The organism is Amycolatopsis sp. NPDC034160, from assembly GCF_055575355.1.
The window spans coordinates 293,027-310,070 of record NZ_JBVISU010000007.1 but is presented as its reverse complement, the minus strand read 5'-3'; the positions used below and the strand labels follow the sequence as shown (position 1 = coordinate 310,070).

Sequence of the window (17,044 nt, the reverse complement as noted above, 5' to 3'; positions counted from 1 at the left end):
CGGGCAAGATCCTCGATCAGGTCCGCACCGGCGGAGATGCCCTGCTGAAGAGCGGTCGCTGACGATGGGGACATGGACATTTCCCTCTCGCCGGCGGCCGGCTCCGGCCGCCGCGTGGCCCGCGACGCGCGGGCCACGCGCCTGCCGTCGCTGACCGGGATGCGCTTCATCGCCGCGCTCGCGGTCTTCCTCTCCCACCTCACCCTGGAGAACCTGTTCGCCGATCCCGGTGTCCAGAAGTCGATGACGGCGATGTTCATCCAGGGTGGCTTCACCGGTGTCGGGTTCTTCTTCGTCCTCAGCGGTTTCGTGCTGGCCTGGTCCGCACGCGAGAAGGACACGGCGCGGACGTTCTGGCGCCGCCGGTTCTTCAAGATCTATCCGAACCACGTCGTCACCTTCCTCGCGGCGGCGTTGCTGCTGGGCTTCGTCGCGAACGAGACCTTCGATTTCGAGACGGCGGCACTGAACCTGTCGCTGCTGCAGGCTTGGGCGCCGGTCAACGGCGGCTTCAACATCGTCTCGTGGTCGCTTTCCTGCGAGGTGTTGTTCTACCTGTCGTTCCCCTTGCTGTTCCGGTACCTCCGCCGGATCCGGCCCGACCGGCTGTGGTTCTGGGCCGGTGCGGTCATCGCGGTGATCCTGCTGATCCCACTCGCCGCGACCTCGCTGCCGAACGAGCCTTACCTCTGGTACGCCGAGACCTCGGTGCCGCGGTTCTGGTTCGTCTACGCGTTCGCGCCGGTCCGCCTGCTCGACTTCGTGTTCGGCATCCTGCTGGCCCGTATCGTGCTGGAAGGACGCCGTCTGCCGCTCCGATTCGGCTGGGCCGCGGCGCTTTCCCTGGTCGCCTACGCGGCGGCGCCGTTCTTCCCGATGACCTACAAGCTGACGGCGGTCACGGTGGTGCCACTCGGCCTGCTCATCGCGGCGGGCGCGGTGGCCGACCGGGATGGGGAACAGACCTTCTTGGCCGGTCGCCGGATGGTGTGGCTCGGTGAAGTCTCCTTCGCCTTCTACATGGTGCATTGGCTCGTGCTGACCTTCGGGGTGAAGTGGATCGGGGACCAGTGGGGCACACCGGTGGCGCTGGGGGTGGCGGCCCTGCTGTTCGGGGTGACGCTCCTCTTGTCGTGGCTGCTTTACGCGGGCGTGGAACGACCCGTCATGCGGCGGTTCTCCACCCGGCGCAGACCGGAACTCGTTGTATATCGGCAAGAATCGGCGCCCGCGAAGGCCGCGGCACCGGCACCCACGGTGAGGATGGAAGACCATGGCTGAAGAACTCGAGAGTTTCCCGTTCCCTCCCGGCCCGCGAGGTCGTCCCGTCGAAGACTACGAACGCCGCCTGCGGGAATGCCCGCTCGGTGAGGTCCGGCTGCAGAGCGGCGACGTGGCCAGGCTGGCGGTCCGCTACGACGACGTCGTGAAAGTGCTGAGCGATCAGCGATTCAGCCGCAACCTCACCTACGAGGGAGCACCGAGGCAGGCCGACGGCCTCGACTTCACCGTCGACCCCGACATCATCATGAACATGGACCCGCCCCGGCACACCAGGCTCCGCAGCCTGCTGGCAGGCACCCTCACCAAACGCAAGATCGAGGAGTGGCGGCCCAGGGTGCGCACCATGGCCAACAAGATGATCGACGGACTCGAAGGACCGGCCGTCGACGTGGTGAGCACGGTCGCGTTCCCCTTCGCCGTCGAGGTGATCAGCGAGGTGATGGGCGTACCGGGGATCGACGCCGAACGGATCCGGCACTGGTCGGATCTCCTGCTCCCCTCCGGTGGTCTCGGTATCGAAGAGCAGACCGCGGCGCTGATGGAGTTCGCGGCGTACTGCGTCGAACTGATCGAACAGGTGCGGGACCTGCCGGGTGACGGCGTGCTCCAGACGATGATCCAAGCGCGGTACGAAGGCGACCGGCTCAGCGACGACGAACTGGTACGCAACACCATCGGGATGTTCCTCGCCGGGCACGAGACGACCGGATCGGTACTCTCCCGCGCGTTCCTGCGGCTCTTGGCCCCTCGCGAGCACTACGAGCGACTGGTCGCCGATCCCGGCCTGGTGCCCAGCGCCGTCGAAGAACTGCTGCGCGTCGAGGTCCCGGGAGACGGCGCTCCGCTCCGGGTCGCGTTGGAGGACGTCGAACTGCCGTCCGGCACGATCCGGAAGGGCGAGGCGGTCGTCGCGTCCTTCGTCGGGCCGAACTACGACCCCACGATCTACGACGCCCCACGGGAGCTGCGCCTCGACCGGGACGAGAAGGCGCATCTGACCTTCGGCAGGGGCGTGCACTTCTGCCTCGGGGCGAACCTGGCGCGGATGGAGATGCAGGAACTGCTCGCCGCCTTCGTCGACCGGCATCCCGGGCTCTCGCTGGCCGAGGACCCGGACGAGGTGGAATGGACCGACAGCGCTTTCAAGCGTCCGGCCAGGCTGCTGGTGAATTTGGGCTGACACCGGCTTGAAGTGCCATGAAGGCCTCCTTCCCTACGCTCAAGGTAGGGAAGGAGGCCTTCACGGACTTTCGTGACTTGAGGCTTCCGGTGAGGGGTGGGCTGGGTTGGTCGTGAGCGGCGATTCGGGTTCTAACCCGAATCGCCACTCACGACCCCGTCTGTACTGCGCCGCCTCGGACTTACCACTGCCACCGGGTGGGTGTCCCGGTGAAGTCCTCTGCCCGCATCCCGAAGGCCCAGGCCGGCCGGATCGCCACGATGGCGTTGACGTCCGGGTCGTAGCTGTAGGCCGACGCGTACTTCGCGTTGGCGGTTTCGACGTAGGTGGCGACGGCTTCCGGATCCGTGACGAACTCCGCGACACCGTCGAGGACGACCGGGTCGAGCGCGTCGTCGATGGTGACGGTGCAGCGGGGGTCGGCGCGCAGGTTGCGCATCTTGCGTGAGGTGTGAGTGCTGCCGAACCACAGCGCTTCGCCGTCCCAGGTCGCCCACACCGGCATCACGTGCGGCCTGCCGTCCGGCCGGACGGTCGCGACCCAGTAGTTCATCGTGGTCCGCAGTTTGTCGTCGGCCCATGACCAGGGCAGCAATCCGGCTTCACACCGTTCGGTGCCGTAGCCGGGCATGTGCGGACGGCCTGCCTTCAGCGGTTCTCGCGTACCAGTGCTCATGTTTCCTGCTTCCTTCTCTCAGGCGGCTGACGCGTCGTCGTCGTGGGCGAGGACGTCGTCGATGAGGTCGAACAGTTCGTCTTCCGAAGCCGATTCGAGGTCGTCGTAGCCGGGGACGGCCGGACGGGCCTTGAGCGCCATCGCTTCGAGCCGCTCGGCGATCTCGGCGTCGATGTCTACAGTGGACAATGTGGCTTCGAGTTCACCGAGCTTCGCCAGGACGGCCCGTGTCGCGTCCGCCCGGTCGTCTCCGAGGCACTCGTCGAGGTACGCGGCGAGGCCGGCGGGGGTGGGCTGTTCGTAGACGACGGTGGTGGCGAGCCGGAGTCCGGTTTCCGCGTTGAGCCGGTTCCGGAGCTGGATCGCGGCGAGCGAGTCCATGCCGAGGTCGCGGAACGGCCGGTGCACCCCGATGACGTCGTCGTCGTGACCGGAGACCGCGGCGACCGCGCGCACCACCGCGGCGAGCAAGGCGGCTTTGCGTTCTTCGCCGGAGAGCGCGGCCAGCCGGTCCCGCGGGGACGTCTCGGCCGTCGTGGTCGACGGTCGTCCGCCGACGAGGTCGTCGAACACCCGGCTGGCCCTGGTCGCGGTGTGAGCGGGGACGAACCTCGCCCAGTCGACCGCTCCGATCGCCTGCGCGGCCGCCGGGCGGGCGAGCGCGCGGTCCAGTGCCGCCAGCGCGGTCTCCGCGCTCATCCCCGACACGCCGTCGTGGTGGCCCTGGCCAGGGACCCCGGTCCCCATGCCCTCCTCCGCCCACGGCCCCCATGCCACCGCCGTCGACGGCAGGCCGAGAGCCGCCCGGTGCTGGGCGATCGCGTCGACGGCGGCGTTCGCCGCGGCGTAGTTGGCCTGGCCGGGAGCGCCGAACGTGCCCGCCATCGAGGAGAACAGGACGAACTGTTCCAGCGGAAGGTCCGCGGTCAGTTCGTGCAGCAGCCACGCCGCTCCGGCCTTCACCGCGAAAACCGTTTCCAGCCGTCGCGCGGACTGGGCGTCCAGGACGCCGTCGTCGAGGACACCGGCCGCGTGCACCACACCGGTCACCGGATGTTCGGCGAGCAACGCGCGCAGTGCTTCCGGATCGGTGACATCGCAGGCCGAGATGGTCACGGCGGTACCGAGCGCCGTCAGTTCGGCACGCAACTCCTCTGCTCCCGGGGTCTCCGCGCCGCGCCTGCCGACGAGGACCAGACGCGGCGCGCCGCGGCCTGCCAGCCATCGGGCGACCTGCTTGCCCAGCGCGCCGAGCCCGCCGGTGACCAGTACCGTGCCCGACGGCCGCCAGCCCGCGTCGGTCTCCGGGAATTCGAGCGCGGTCAGCCGCCGTACGTGGAGCCCGTCGGCGCGCACCGCGAAGTGGTCTTCACCGTCGCCGCAGGTCAATGCCTCGCAGACGTGGGCCCAGCCGGTGTCGTCCGGTTCCGGCGGCAGATCGATGAGTCCGCCCCAGCGGTGCGGGGCTTCGAGCGCGACGACCCGGCCGAGCCCCCACACGCCCGCCTGCCAGGGATCCGGCGGCGGATCGGCGGGGGCGGTCGCGACCGCGCCGGTGGTCAGTGCCCAGACCGGCGCCTCGATCGAGGTCCGTTCCAAGGCCTGGACGAGCGCGAGCACGTCCGCCGTCGCCGTGACACCCGCCTTGTCCTGCCCGCCTGCCAGCCAGAGGATGCCGTCGGGGGCGGCTTCCGCGTGCTCCGCGAGCCGGGCCGCCCATCCGTCGGAGCCGGTGTGCCGGACGAGGCGCACCGAGCAGCCGCGTTCGGCCAGCGCCCGCTCCGCCTTGGTGACCCGTTCGTCGAGGTCGTCCCCCGGTGGGGCGATCACCAGCCAGGATCCGGTCGGCAGCGAATGCACGCCGGCGTTCCGGAGCCGCCAGCCCGGTTCGCTCGCCAGCGAGTCCATTGTGGACCGGCGCCGGTGCAGCCAGTAGCGCCTGCGCTGGAAGGCGTAGCCCGGCAGGTCCACCCGGCGACCGCCCGCGTACCACGGCGAGAAGTCCACCTCGGCCCCGCGCGTGTACAGCGTCGCCAGCGCGGCTCCCAGCGTCTCGGTCTCGTCGCGGCCACGCCGGAGGCAGGACACGAGTCCGGCCGCGTGCTCGGGAAGGGCTTGTTGCCCCAGCGTGGTGAGGGCGTTTCCGGGGCCGGTTTCGACGATCGTTCCGACACCTTCGGCGGCCATCGTCTGCAGTGCGTCGCCGAACCGGACGGTGTCCCTGGCGTGCCGTACCCAGTACTCCGGGGAGCCGGCTTCCTCCGGCTCCAGGCGTTCCCCGGTCACGCACGAGACGATCGGAACCGTCGCCCGCCGGAATTCCAGGGAGTCCAGAACCTGCCGGAACCGGTCCAGCATCGGATCCATCCGCGGTGAGTGGAACGCGTGACTCACCGCGAGGCGCGTCGCCCGGCCGCCCGCCGCGGTGACCGTGGCGGCCACCGCCATGACGGCTTCCTCGTCGCCGGAGATCACCACGGAGCCGGGGCCGTTCACGGCGGCGATCCCGACCTCGCCCCGGTACTCCGCCGTCAGGGCTTCCACCTCGGGTTCGCTCAGGCGCAAAGCGACCATCGCGCCGCCGGGCAGGGCCTGCATCAGCCGTCCCCGTGCGGCCACCAGGGCGGCGGCGTCCGGCAGCGAGAGCACTCCCGCGGCGTACGCGGCGGCGATCTCGCCGACCGAATGACCGGCGAGCAAGTGCGGCCGTACCCCGAACCCGGTCAGCGCCCGGAAGACGGCCACCTCGACCGCGAAGACCGCGGGCTGGGTGAAGTCGGTGCGGTCCAGCAGCGCGGCCTCCGGCGTGCCTGCCGCGGCGAACACGATGTCCGCCAGTGGCCGGTCCAGATGCGGGTCCAGTTCCGCGCAAACCTCGTCGAAGGCCTCCGCGAAACCCGGCAGGTCCTCGTACAGCCGGCTCGCCATCCCCGGGTACTGGCTGCCCTGGCCGGGGAAGACCATCGCGACCGGTCCGTCGACGGCCTCGCCGGTGTGGAGGGCGGTCGCCGGTGTGGCGCCGGTCAGCGCCGTGATCAGGTCGCCGGTCTCCCGGCCGAGAACCACCGCGCGGTAGCGGTGGCGGGTACGCGTCGTGGCCAGTGAACGGGCCAGATCGAGTGCGCCGGTTTCGGGGGTGATGTGCCTCGCGAGGCGTCGCGCCTGCTCGGTCAGCGCGCCGGGCGCGGCCGCCGAGAAAGTCCACGGAACCAGCGGCCCCGGCCGGGTGGGAGCCGGTTCGGCGGGTGCCGCGCCGGGTTGTTCCAGGATGACGTGCGCGTTGGTGCCGCTGATGCCGAAAGCGGAGACGGCGGCGCGGCGCGGCCGGTCGGTCTCCGGCCAGGGCGTCGGTTCGGTGATCAGTGCGATGCCGCCGTCGTTCCAGTCGAGGTGGGTGCTTGGCCGGTCGTGGAGCAGGCCCGGCAAGGTGCCGTGACGCATCGCCTCGATCATCTTGAGCACGCCCGCGACCCCCGCCGCGGCCTGAGCGTGTCCCAGATTGGCCTTGGCGGAACCGACCAGCAGCGGGCGGCTGCGGCGCTGCCCGTAGGTCGCTTGCAGCGCGCCCGCCTCGATGGGGTCGCCGAGGGTGGTCCCGGTGCCGTGCGCTTCGACCACGTCGATGTCCTCTGTGGACAGTCCGGCGTCGCCGAGCGCGTTGGTGATGACGCGCTGCTGCGCCCGTCCGTTAGGCGCGGTCAGCCCGTTCGACGCGCCGTCGGAGTTGATCGCGGAACCCTTGAGGATCGCCAGGACGGGATGACCGTTGCGCCGCGCGTCGGACAGCTTCTCCAGGACGACGATCCCGGCGCCCTCGGCCCAGGCGGTGCCGTCGGCGTCGGCGGAAAAGGGTTTGCACCGGCCGTCCGGGGCGAGTCCTCGCTGCTCGGAGAACTCCACGAACAGCTTGGGGGTGGCCATCACCGTGACGCCACCGGCGAGGGCGAGTTCGCTCTCGCCGGTGCGCAGCGACTGGGCGGCGAGGTGCATCGCCACCAGCGAAGAGGAACACGCCGTGTCCAGGGTGATCGACGGCCCTTCGAAGCCGAACACGTACGACACCCGGCCGGAGGCGACACTGCCCGCGTTGGCCACCGATACCTGACCGACGAGGTCCTCCGGCAGTTCGGCGAGCGGAAGCGCGTAATCCCCGCCCATGACACCGGCGAACACACCGGTCCGGCTGCCCCGTAGCACCGCGGGGTCGATCCCCGCCGATTCCAGCGCGTGCCAGGAGACCTCCAGCAGCAGCCGCTGCTGGGGATCCATCACGAGCGCTTCGCGTGGTGACAACCCGAAGAACTCCGCGTCGAATTCCGTCGCCGTGTCGAGGAAGCCACCGTGGCGGACGTAGGACTTGCCGGGTGTCTCGGGATCGGGGTCGTAGAGGCCGCCCAAATCCCAGCCCCGGTCGGTGGGGAACTCCGAGATCACGTCGCGGCCGCGGGCGAACACCTCCCACAGGTCTTTCGCGGATTCCACGCCACCGGGGTAGCGGCAGCCCACGCCGACGATCACGACGGGATCGTCGTCGGTGGCACGGACCGGTGCGGGGACGGCTTCGACGGCTCGCGGTGCCTGATCGCCCCAGAACCTCTCCGAGAGGTACTCGGCCAGCGCGTCGGGGGTCGGGTGGTCGAACACCAGGGTCGCGGGCAGGCGCAGGCCGACCGCCTCGCCGAGCCGGTTGCGCAGCTCCAGGCCGGTGAGGGAGTCGAAACCGATCTCGTGGAACGCCCTGTCCCCCGCCACGGAGTCCTTCGTGGCATGGCCGAGAACCGCCGCGACGGTCCGCCGGACGAGTTCCGTCATCGCCTGCTCGTCCCGGTCCGGGGGCAACGAGGTCACGGCCGCACCGGCTTCCCTCGCGGCCGTCGCGACGCGCCGCGACGGCGCGGCCAGCACGGAGAACAGCGGTGACCGCTGGTCGCGCAACGCGGTGACGTCGAGGCGTGCCGGTACCAGCAGGGCGGGACCGCCGGTGAGCGCGGTGTCGAACGCGGCGAGCCCCTGTTCGGTGGGCAGGGGCAGCAGACCGCGGCGGGCCATCCTCGCGACATCGGTCTCGGACAGATGCCCGGTCATGCCCGTGTCGAGGGCCCACAGCCCCCACGCGAGTGAGGTCGCGGGCAGGCCGAGCGCACGACGACGGTGAGCGAGCGCGTCGAGGTAGCTGTTCGCCGCCGCGTAGTTCGCCTGGCCGGCGTTGCCGATGATGCCCGCGATGGAAGAGAACAGCACGAACGCCGAAAGATCCGCGCCCTCGGTGAGCTCGTGCAGATTCCGGGCGCCGTCGACCTTCGGCCGGAAGACGGTGTCCACTGTGGACGCGGTGAGCGATTCGACCGTGCCGTCGTCGAGTACGCCCGCGGCGTGGACGACCGCGGTCAGCGGATGCTCGGCGGGGATGGCCCCGAGCACCTCCGCCAGCCGCTCCCGGTCGGCGACGTCGCAGGCGGCCACCGTCACCCGCGCGCCCGAGCGGGTCAGCTCGTCGACCAGTTCCGCGGCGCCTTCAGTGCCCGGCCCGCGGCGGCCGGTGAGCAGCAGATGCCGGATGCCGTGCTCGGCGACGAGATGCCGGGCGATCAGCCCACCGAGGCTTCCGACGCCGCCGGTGACGAGCACCGTCCCATCCGGATCGAGCGCCCTTTCCCGCCGCTCCCCGGGTTCGGTCAGCCGGACGAGGCGGGGCACGAGCACCTCGCCGCCACGGACCGCCGACTGCGGTTCGCCGGCGGCGAGCGCCGCCAGCGCCTGCTCCGGGGTGCCTTCGCGATCGAGGTCGACCACCACTACGCGGTCCGGCGCTTCCGACTGCGCGGCCCGCACCAGCCCCCAGACCGGGGAACCGGCGGTTTCCGGCGGATCGCCGTCCGCCGTGGTGGCGACCGCCCGCCGGGTGAGCAGGACGATTTTCGCGGCACCGAAGGTCTCGTCGGTGATCCAGTCCTGGATCAATTCCAGCGCCTCGACCGTCGCGGCACGCGGATCGTCCCGGTCGTCTCTCGGTCCACAAGGGACAGCGACGAACTCGGGCAGGGCACCGCCCTCGCCGAGCGACGCGCGCAGCGCGGCCAGATCTTCGAAGACGGCGAAGGAAGGCGGCTCCGCGTTCGGTTCCGTGACCGGGATCCAGTCCACGCGCAGCAAGTCGCGGTTCGGCCGTGGCCCGGCGAGCTTGCCGAGATCGACTTGCCGGAGGGTGAGGGATCCGACCGTCGCGACGGGATCGCCCGCTCCGTCGGCCAGCGTCAGCGCGACCGCGTCGTCACCGGCCGGGGTGATCCGCACGCGAACGAATTTCGCGCCGGTCGCGTGGAGATCGATCGACGTCCAGGCGAACGGGAGCCGGACGACGTCGCCGCCTTCCCCCGCGACGAGGATCGCGTGCAGTGCGGCGTCGAGCAACGCGGGATGGATGCCGAACCCCGACGTCGGTTCGCCGCCTTCGGACGGCAGGGCAACCTCCGCGAACCGCTCCTCACCGAGCCGCCACAACGCGCGAAGTCCCTGGAAAGCGGGGCCGTACTCGTAACCGATGTCGGCGAGACGGGGATAGGCGCCGTCGAGGTCGACGGGCTCGGCTCCCGGCGGCGGCCATTCCCGCAGGCCAGGGCCGGACGAGGACGGCGTGGCGAGCGAACCGGTCGCGTGCCGGGTCCAGCCGGTCCCGTCACCGGAATCCGCGGGCCGGGAGTGGACGGTGAAACCCCGCCGTCCCGGTTCTCCCGCGGTGACCGTGAGTTGCAGTTCGACCGCGCCGTCGGCCGGGATGACCAGCGGGCTTTCCAACGTCAGCTCGTCCACCCGGCGGCAGCCCGCCTGGTCACCGGCGTGCAGGGCCAGCTCCGCGAAAGCCGCTCCCGGCAGGAGGACCGTGCCGTCGACGGCGTGGTCGGCCAGCCAGGGATGGGTCGAGAGGGAAAGCCTGCCGGTCCACAGCGACCCGTCGCCGTCCGCGAGGGTGACCATCGCGCCGAGCAAGGGGTGTCCCGCGGCGCGCAGGCCCAGCGACGCCGAACCGGCCGCCTGCGTGGTCGGGGTGAGCCAGAACCGCTCCGTCTGGAAGGGGTAGGCGGGCAGGGAGACGAGCCTGCCTCCGGGGAAGACCGTGTCCCACTCGACTTCGGCCCCGTGTACCGCCGCTTCGGCCAGTGAGCGCAAGAACCGGGGGAGACCCCCTTCGCCCCGCCTCAACGTCCCCAGCGCGACGCCATCGCGCGCGGCTTCGTCCAGGATCTCCTGCAATCCGACGGTGAGAACGGGATGAGGGCTGCATTCGACGAAGAGCGAGTGGCCATCGCCTGCCAGCCGCCGGATCACGCGGTCGAACTCGACCGGGTTGCGGAGGTTCCGGTACCAGTACTCGCCGTCCAGTTTGGCGGTGTCGATCAGGTCGCCGGTGAGGGTCGAATGGAACGGCACCTCGCTCGTCCGCGGGGCCAGCCCCGCCAGCAGTTCGAGCAGGGTGTCGTGCAATTCCTCGACGTGGGCGGAATGGGACGCGTAGTCGACCGGAAGCCGCCTGGCCCGGATGCCCGCTTCGCCGAGTTCCGCGGTCAGTTCGTCCAAGGCCGCCGGATCACCCGAAAGCACCGTCGCCGACGGACCGTTCGCCGCGGCGATGGACAGCCTGCCGTTCCAGCGTTCGATCCGGCGCCCCGCCTCCGCCCTCGGCAGCGCCACCGACAGCATGCCGCCCCGGCCGGAGAGCGCCCGGATCGCCTTGCTGCGTAAGGCGACCACTCGCGCACCGTCTTCGAGGGACAACGCGCCCGCCGCGGTCGCCGCCGCGATCTCCCCTTGCGAGTGGCCGACCACCGCGGCCGGGCGCACGCCGTGCGACTCCCACAGCGCGGCGATCGAAACCATCACCGCCCACAGCACCGGCTGGACGACGTCGACCCGCTCCAGCGCGTCCTTGTGGGCCAGTGCCTCCGGCAGGAGCCAGTCCACGTGCGGTTCGAGCGCCCGTCCGCAGTCCGCCATCCTGGCGGCGAACACCGGGCTGGTGTCCAGCAGTTCCTTGGCCATCGCGACCCACTGGCTGCCTTGCCCCGGGAAGACGAACACCGGCCGTGGATCCGCTTTGTCCTTGCCGGTGACCACTTCCGCCGCGGACTCCCCGGCGGCGAGCGCGGTGAGGCCGCTGACGAGCTCATCGCGGTCACGCCCCAGCACGGCCGCGCGGTGGGCGAACCGGGTCCGCGCGCTCGCCAGGGTGAAGCAGGTGTCGTGGACGTCGAGGTCAGGATCGGACTCGAGGCGGGCACGAAGCCGCCCTGCCTGATCTCTCAGTGCCTGTTCGCCGGTCGCCGAAAGCATCAGCGGTACGACCGGAGCCTTCACCGGAGCCGGTTCGGCCTCGTCCGGTGCCTCTTCGAGCACGACGTGGGCGTTGGTCCCGCTGATCCCGAACGACGACACCGCCGCGCGCCGCTTGCGGCCGGTTTCCGGCCACGGGGTGTGCTCCGCGAGCAACTCGACCCGGCCGGACGACCAGTCCACGTGCCGGGACGGCTCGTCCAGGTGCAGCAGCTTCGGCAGCAGGCCGTACCGCATCGCCTGCACCATCTTGATCACCCCGCCGACCCCGGCCGCGGCCTGTGCGTGGCCGAGGTTCGACTTGAGTGAACCGAGCAGCAGCGGACGGTCCGGCTGCCGTGCCTGGCCGTAGGTGGCGAGCAGCGCCTGCGCCTCGATCGGGTCGCCGAGGGTGGTGCCCGTGCCGTGCGCCTCGACGGCGTCCACGTCCGAGGCGCGAAGGCCCGCGTCGGCGAGCGCGTCCAGGATCACCCGCTCCTGCGCCGGGCCGCTCGGGGCGGACAGGCCGTTCGAAGCGCCGTCGGAGTTGACCGCCGAACCCCGCAGCAGGGCGAGCACCCGGTGGCCGTTCCGCCGTGCGTCCGAAAGCCGCTCGACCACGAGCACGCCGACGCCCTCCGCCCACGCGGTGCCGTCCGCCGACGCGGCGAAGGATTTGCAGCGGCCGTCCGGGGCGAGCCCCCGCAGCCGGGAGAACTCGACGAGCATCTCCGGCGTCGCCATCACGGTGACACCACCCGCGAGCGCCAGGTCGCTGTCACCCGCACGCAGTGACCGCGCCGCGAGATGCAGGGCGGTGAGCGAGGAGGAACAGGCGGTGTCCACCGTCACCGAAGGGCCGTGCAGACCGAACACATAGGACAGTCGCCCGGAGACGACACTGGAGGTGTTGCCGGTGATCAGGTGGCCTTCCAGCCCGTCCGGCACCGTGTGCACCCTCGGCGCGTAGTCGTGGTGCATGACCCCGGCGAACACCGCGGTCCGGCTGCCGCGCAGGCTCGCCGGGACGATGCCCGCGTCCTCGAACGCCTCCCACGCGCTCGCCAGCAGCAGCCGCTGCTGCGGGTCGGTGGTCAGTGCCTCCCGTGGCGAGATGCCGAAGAACCCCGCGTCGAATTCGGCCGCGTCATAGAGGAATCCGCCGCTGCGGGTGACGGAATGTCCCTGCCGGGCGGGATCCGGGTCGTAGAGCGAGTCGGTGTCCCAGCCGCGGTCGCGAGGGAGGTCCCCGATCGCGTCGACGCCGTCGGCCGCTAGCCGCCAGAGGTCTTCCGGATCGCGTACCCCGCCGGGGTAGGCGCAGGCCATGCCGATGATGGCGATCGGTTCGTGTGCTTCGGCGGGTTCGGAAACGGTGGCGGGGGCACGGCGTTCCGGTTCCGCGCCGGACAGCAGGGAACCCAGGTGCGCGGCCAGTTCCGCCGGGGTGGGGTGGTCGAAGATCACCGTCTCCGGCACGGTCACGCCCAGCGCCGACGTCAGCCGGTTGGCCAGTTCCGCGCCCATGATCGAATCGAAGCCCAGCTCCGTGAACAGACGACCGGACGGCGTGCCGTCGGCGTCGTCGTGCCCGAGGACCGCGGCCGCGTGGCCGAGCACGATCCCGGCGATGGTCTCGGTGTCCGATGTGGACACGGGGTCGGCGGCGGGGAGGGTGTCGAGCCAGTGGCGTTCGCGCTGGAAGGCGTACGGGGGAAGGTCCACCGGCTCCGGTGGCCCGTCGGGGAACAGAGCCGTCCACTGCACGGCGGCACCTTCGGTGTACGCCGTGGCCACCGCGGTGAGGAAGGCGCGAACACCCGGCGCGAGCGAGATTTCCCGTCCGCCGGCGGAAAGGAGGACGGTGGGCTCGCCCGCCTGCTCCGTCGTGGTGGCGAGAACCGCGTCGATCAATTCCGCCGGTGAGATCGTCCTGTTCACGTACGCCGCCGTGAACTCTCCGATCCCTTCGCCGGACACCGTTTCCCACTCGATTCCCGAAGCGCTGAGCAGCCGGTAGGTCGCGATCTGGGTGGCGAACGTCCTGGCGGCGGGGGCATCGCCACGTTCGCCGAAGAGGGCGAGTGCTGCGCCGAAGGCCGTGGCGAACGGGGGGAACAGTTCGAGGCCATCGGAGTCCGACAGCGCGGACCCGAACCGCAGTTCCGCGGACCAATTAGGGATGGCCTCGCGTACGTCGACACTGCCACCGTCCAAAGTAGACAGCAGCTCTGCCCGGTCACGAGCGACGAAGGCGGCCCGGTACTCGAACGCGGTGCGCGTCGTGGCGAGGGACCAGGCGACCTCCGCGACGTCCTGCTCCGGATGTTCGAGAAGATGTGCTCGCAGCCGGGAAACCTGAGCGTGCAGCGCGGCCGGGGTCCGGCCGGAGAGCACGCAGGCCACGGACGGCGGGCCCGGAACGGCTTCGCGCGGGGCCGGGGAAGGCGCGGCGGCGAGTACGACGTGGCAGTTCGTGCCGCCCATGCCGAGCGAGGTGACGCCGGCGACCCGTTCCGCGTCCGCCCAGGCGGTTCTCTCGGTGCAGAAGCGCAACTTCAAGTCGTCCAGCGGAATCTTCGGATTCGGCTCGCGGAAGTGCAGACTGGCCGGGATCTCCCCGTGATGGACGGCGAGGGCCGCCTTGATCAGGCCGAGCACACCCGCCGCGGCTTCGAGATGCCCGAGGTTCGTCTTCACCGAGCCGACCGGCAACGGTGCCGGACGACGCCCGAAGACGGCGCCCAGCGCGGCGGCCTCGATCGGGTCGCCGACCTTCGTTCCGGTCCCGTGCAGTTCGACGTAGCCGACGTCGTCCGGGGTGAGCCCGGTGTCTTCGAGGGCCTGGGTCAGCACCTGTTCCTGCGCCGCGCGATCCGGCACGGTGAGGCCCGCCCCGCCGCCGTCGTTGTTGACGGCGCTGCCGGCGATCACCGCGTAGACCCGGTCGCCGTCGGCGATCGCGGCGTCCAGTGGTTTGAGCACGACGATGCCGCCGCCCTCGCCGCGGACGAATCCGTCAGCCTCCGCGTCGAAGGTGCGGCAACGGCCGCTCGCGGACAGTCCGCCGAACTCCTCCACCTCACGCGCGGTCGACCGGGCGAGGTTCAGGTTCACCCCGCCGGCCAGCGCGATCGCCGATTCTCCGGAGAGCAGGCTCCGCGCGGCGAGGTGCACGGCGACCAACGACGACGACTGTCCACAGTCGACAGTGAAACTCGGCCCGCGCAGGCCGCAGAAGTAAGAGACCCGGTTCGCGATGAGCCCGCGGTGGAGCCCGGTGAAACTGTGCTGGGTGGTGACGTCGTGCTCCTGGGCGAGCCGGGCGTAGTCATCCCGCATCGCGCCGAGGAACATGCCGCAGTCCTGGCCGCGCAGCGTCGCCGGGACGACGCGGGCGTCTTCCATGGCCTCCCACGCCAGTTCGAGCGCGAGCCGCTGTTGCGGGTCGAGCACCGCGGCCTCGCGCGGCGACACACCGAAGAAGCCCGCGTCGAAGCCTTCCACGTCGTGCAGGAACGATCCCCACCGTGAACCGGCGTCACCGCCGGCACCCCGGCGATCTTCCGGGACTTCGGTGACCATGTCCTTCGCCGCGCGCAGGAGCCCCCAAAATCCAGGAACGTCCGCCGCTCCCGCGACCCGGCAGGACATGCCGATGATCGCGACCGATCCGGACCGCGTGAAAACTTCCCCACCAGAATATGCGGACATGGTTTCGAAGCTACGTCGGTCGCCGAATCGCGAGCCAGTGCTCCGGCCGCATCGGGCACAACGGAAGAACAGCGCTATTACCTGGTCATATCGAGACGGCACCACGCGTTCCCCTGCGGGGGCGGGAGGGCGGCGGGAAACCGTCGGTCCGGCTGGTCGGGAGTGGCGGTTCGGGTGAGAACCCGAATCGCCACTCACGACCAACTGGACCCACCCCTCACCGGAACCCTCAAGCACGCCACGTTTACTTGCCTCTCAATAGAATCCAGCGCCAGGTAGCGTAAGTCGATCTTGAGGGTGGCTTGGGTGCCGTGGCGCCGTACTCGCGTGCTTAGAGCCAAATCTCGCGTGCCTGGAGGCGTATCTCGCGTGCTTGGAGGCGTAACACCCGAGTGCGGGGTTCAGGCACGCGAGTTCCGTCTCTGAGCACGCGTGTTACGCCTTCGGCCTGCCCCTCACCCCGACGAACAGGCCAGCCCACAACCACGACACGCTTGTCGTTCTTCTCACGACCACATTGCGGCGCAGCAAAGACGGAGGTGCGTCCCCGGCGCGATCACGGGCAGAGTGGCGTTCATCGACTCGACCACGGGGGCTTTGAGATGACCGACGTCGGAACGACTTCGCTCGACGAACGCGGAACGGGGGTGGCGCGGGAGAATCCGCTCCACGTTCTGCTCGACCCGGCGATGCGGATCGATCCGCATCCGACCCTGGCCAGGCTGCGGGCGGCGAGCCCGCTCGTGACGCCGGACGGCACGGTGGTCGTCGGTGACTACGCGGGCTGCCTCGACGTGATGCGGAATCCGGTGATGGGAAACGACACCCTTGATTCACCCGGATTGCGCGGTTTGGTGCCGAACAGTGGCGCGAAACAGGTCCTCGACTCCATTTTCTTCATGGACGGGAGTGACCACGGCAGGCAGCGACGGCTGATTTCCAAGGCTTTCACGCCGAGGATCACCGCACGTTACCGCCCGTGGATCGAGAACATCGTCGACGAGCTGTTTTCGGAAATCGCCGACGCGGCGGAATTCGACGCGGTCGGCGAGTTCGCCAATCTGCTGTCCATCCGGATCATCTGCGAACTGCTCGACGTTCCGATGTCCGATGTGGACGTGCTCAAGGAGTGGTCGGACGACCTCGCGCTCGCGACCGAACTCCCGACACTGGTCGCCGGGTTCCGGCGGCTGGGCCTGCTTTCCCCGGAGGAGCTGGCCGTGGTCGACCGCACGTGCGCGTCGATGCACGCCTACTTCGCCGACCTGATCTTCAAGCGCCGCCGCGCTCCCGGCGACGACCTCGTGTCCAGTCTCATCCAGACCGAAGACCGCGGGCAGACCTTGGCGAGGCACGAGGTGACGAACGTACTCGTCACGTTGTTCGCCGCCGCGCACGAATCGGTCACGAACCTCATCTCGAACGGGATCCTCGCCCTGCACCGCAACCGCGATCAGCTGGCGCTGCTGCGGGCGAACCCGGCACTGGCCGCGCCGATGGCCGACGAGGTGCTGCGCTACGACGCCCCCGTCCAGTTGACCGCCAGGGTCGCGTTGAGCCCCACCACGGTCGCGGGCCTCGACGTCGACGCCGGGACCGTGGTGATCCTTCTGCTCGCCGCCGCCAACCGGGACGAGGCCGAGTTCCCGGAGGCGGACCGGTTCCTGATCTCCCGCACCACCAAGCGCATGCAACTGGCCTTCGGTGCGGGCCCGCATTTCTGCATCGGCTCCAGTCTCACCAAGCTCGAAGCCGAACTCGCCTTCCGTGCGATCGCCGAACGCGTCACCGATTTCCGGGTCGACGAGGATTCGCTGGAATACCGCCGCCACGTGGTGGTCCGCGGTCTGCGGAAGATGACCGTCCAAGTCTCGCACTGAGCG

General features: G+C 70.4%; 5 protein-coding genes. 3 read left to right on the top strand and 2 right to left on the bottom strand.

Annotated elements, in window-relative coordinates; genetic code table 11:
• Positions 1–72: 72 nt before the first annotated feature.
• A complete protein-coding gene (locus tag ACZ54P_RS17710) occupies positions 73–1,281 on the top strand; it encodes an acyltransferase family protein (RefSeq protein ID WP_465462595.1) in 1,209 nt (402 codons plus the stop codon).
• Positions 1,274–2,464 (top strand): cytochrome P450, encoded by a 1,191-nt coding sequence (locus ACZ54P_RS17705; RefSeq protein ID WP_465462594.1) that lies wholly within the window; start codon positions 1,274–1,276, stop codon positions 2,462–2,464. Before ACZ54P_RS17710 ends, ACZ54P_RS17705 begins: the two co-directional genes overlap by 8 nt.
• Positions 2,465–2,645: 181 nt before the next feature.
• On the opposite strand, the gene ACZ54P_RS17700 is transcribed toward ACZ54P_RS17705, so the two are convergent.
• Positions 2,646–3,140, bottom strand: a complete 495-nt coding sequence (locus tag ACZ54P_RS17700; protein ID WP_465462593.1) for a TIGR03618 family F420-dependent PPOX class oxidoreductase — start codon at positions 3,138–3,140, stop codon at positions 2,646–2,648.
• A gap of 18 nt (positions 3,141–3,158) precedes the next feature.
• Positions 3,159–15,161 carry an SDR family NAD(P)-dependent oxidoreductase gene (locus ACZ54P_RS17695; RefSeq protein ID WP_465462592.1) on the bottom strand — a complete coding sequence of 4,001 codons (12,003 nt, stop codon included), beginning with the start codon at positions 15,159–15,161 and terminating at the stop codon, positions 3,159–3,161.
• Between the two features lie 602 nt (positions 15,162–15,763).
• Here ACZ54P_RS17695 and ACZ54P_RS17690 point away from each other — a divergent pair.
• Entirely contained in the window at positions 15,764–17,041 is a 1,278-nt protein-coding gene (locus ACZ54P_RS17690) for a cytochrome P450 (protein WP_465462591.1), read from the top strand.
• Positions 17,042–17,044 lie beyond the last annotated feature (3 nt).

Coding starts and splice junctions, on each gene's coding strand:
- ACZ54P_RS17695 (WP_465462592.1), bottom strand. CDS start 15,161: ATGTCCGCATATTCTGGTGGGGAAGTTTTCACGCGGTCCGGATCGGTC.
- ACZ54P_RS17710 (WP_465462595.1), top strand. CDS start 73: ATGGACATTTCCCTCTCGCCGGCGGCCGGCTCCGGCCGCCGCGTGGCC.
- ACZ54P_RS17705 (WP_465462594.1), top strand. CDS start 1,274: ATGGCTGAAGAACTCGAGAGTTTCCCGTTCCCTCCCGGCCCGCGAGGT.
- ACZ54P_RS17690 (WP_465462591.1), top strand. CDS start 15,764: ATGACCGACGTCGGAACGACTTCGCTCGACGAACGCGGAACGGGGGTG.
- ACZ54P_RS17700 (WP_465462593.1), bottom strand. CDS start 3,140: ATGAGCACTGGTACGCGAGAACCGCTGAAGGCAGGCCGTCCGCACATG.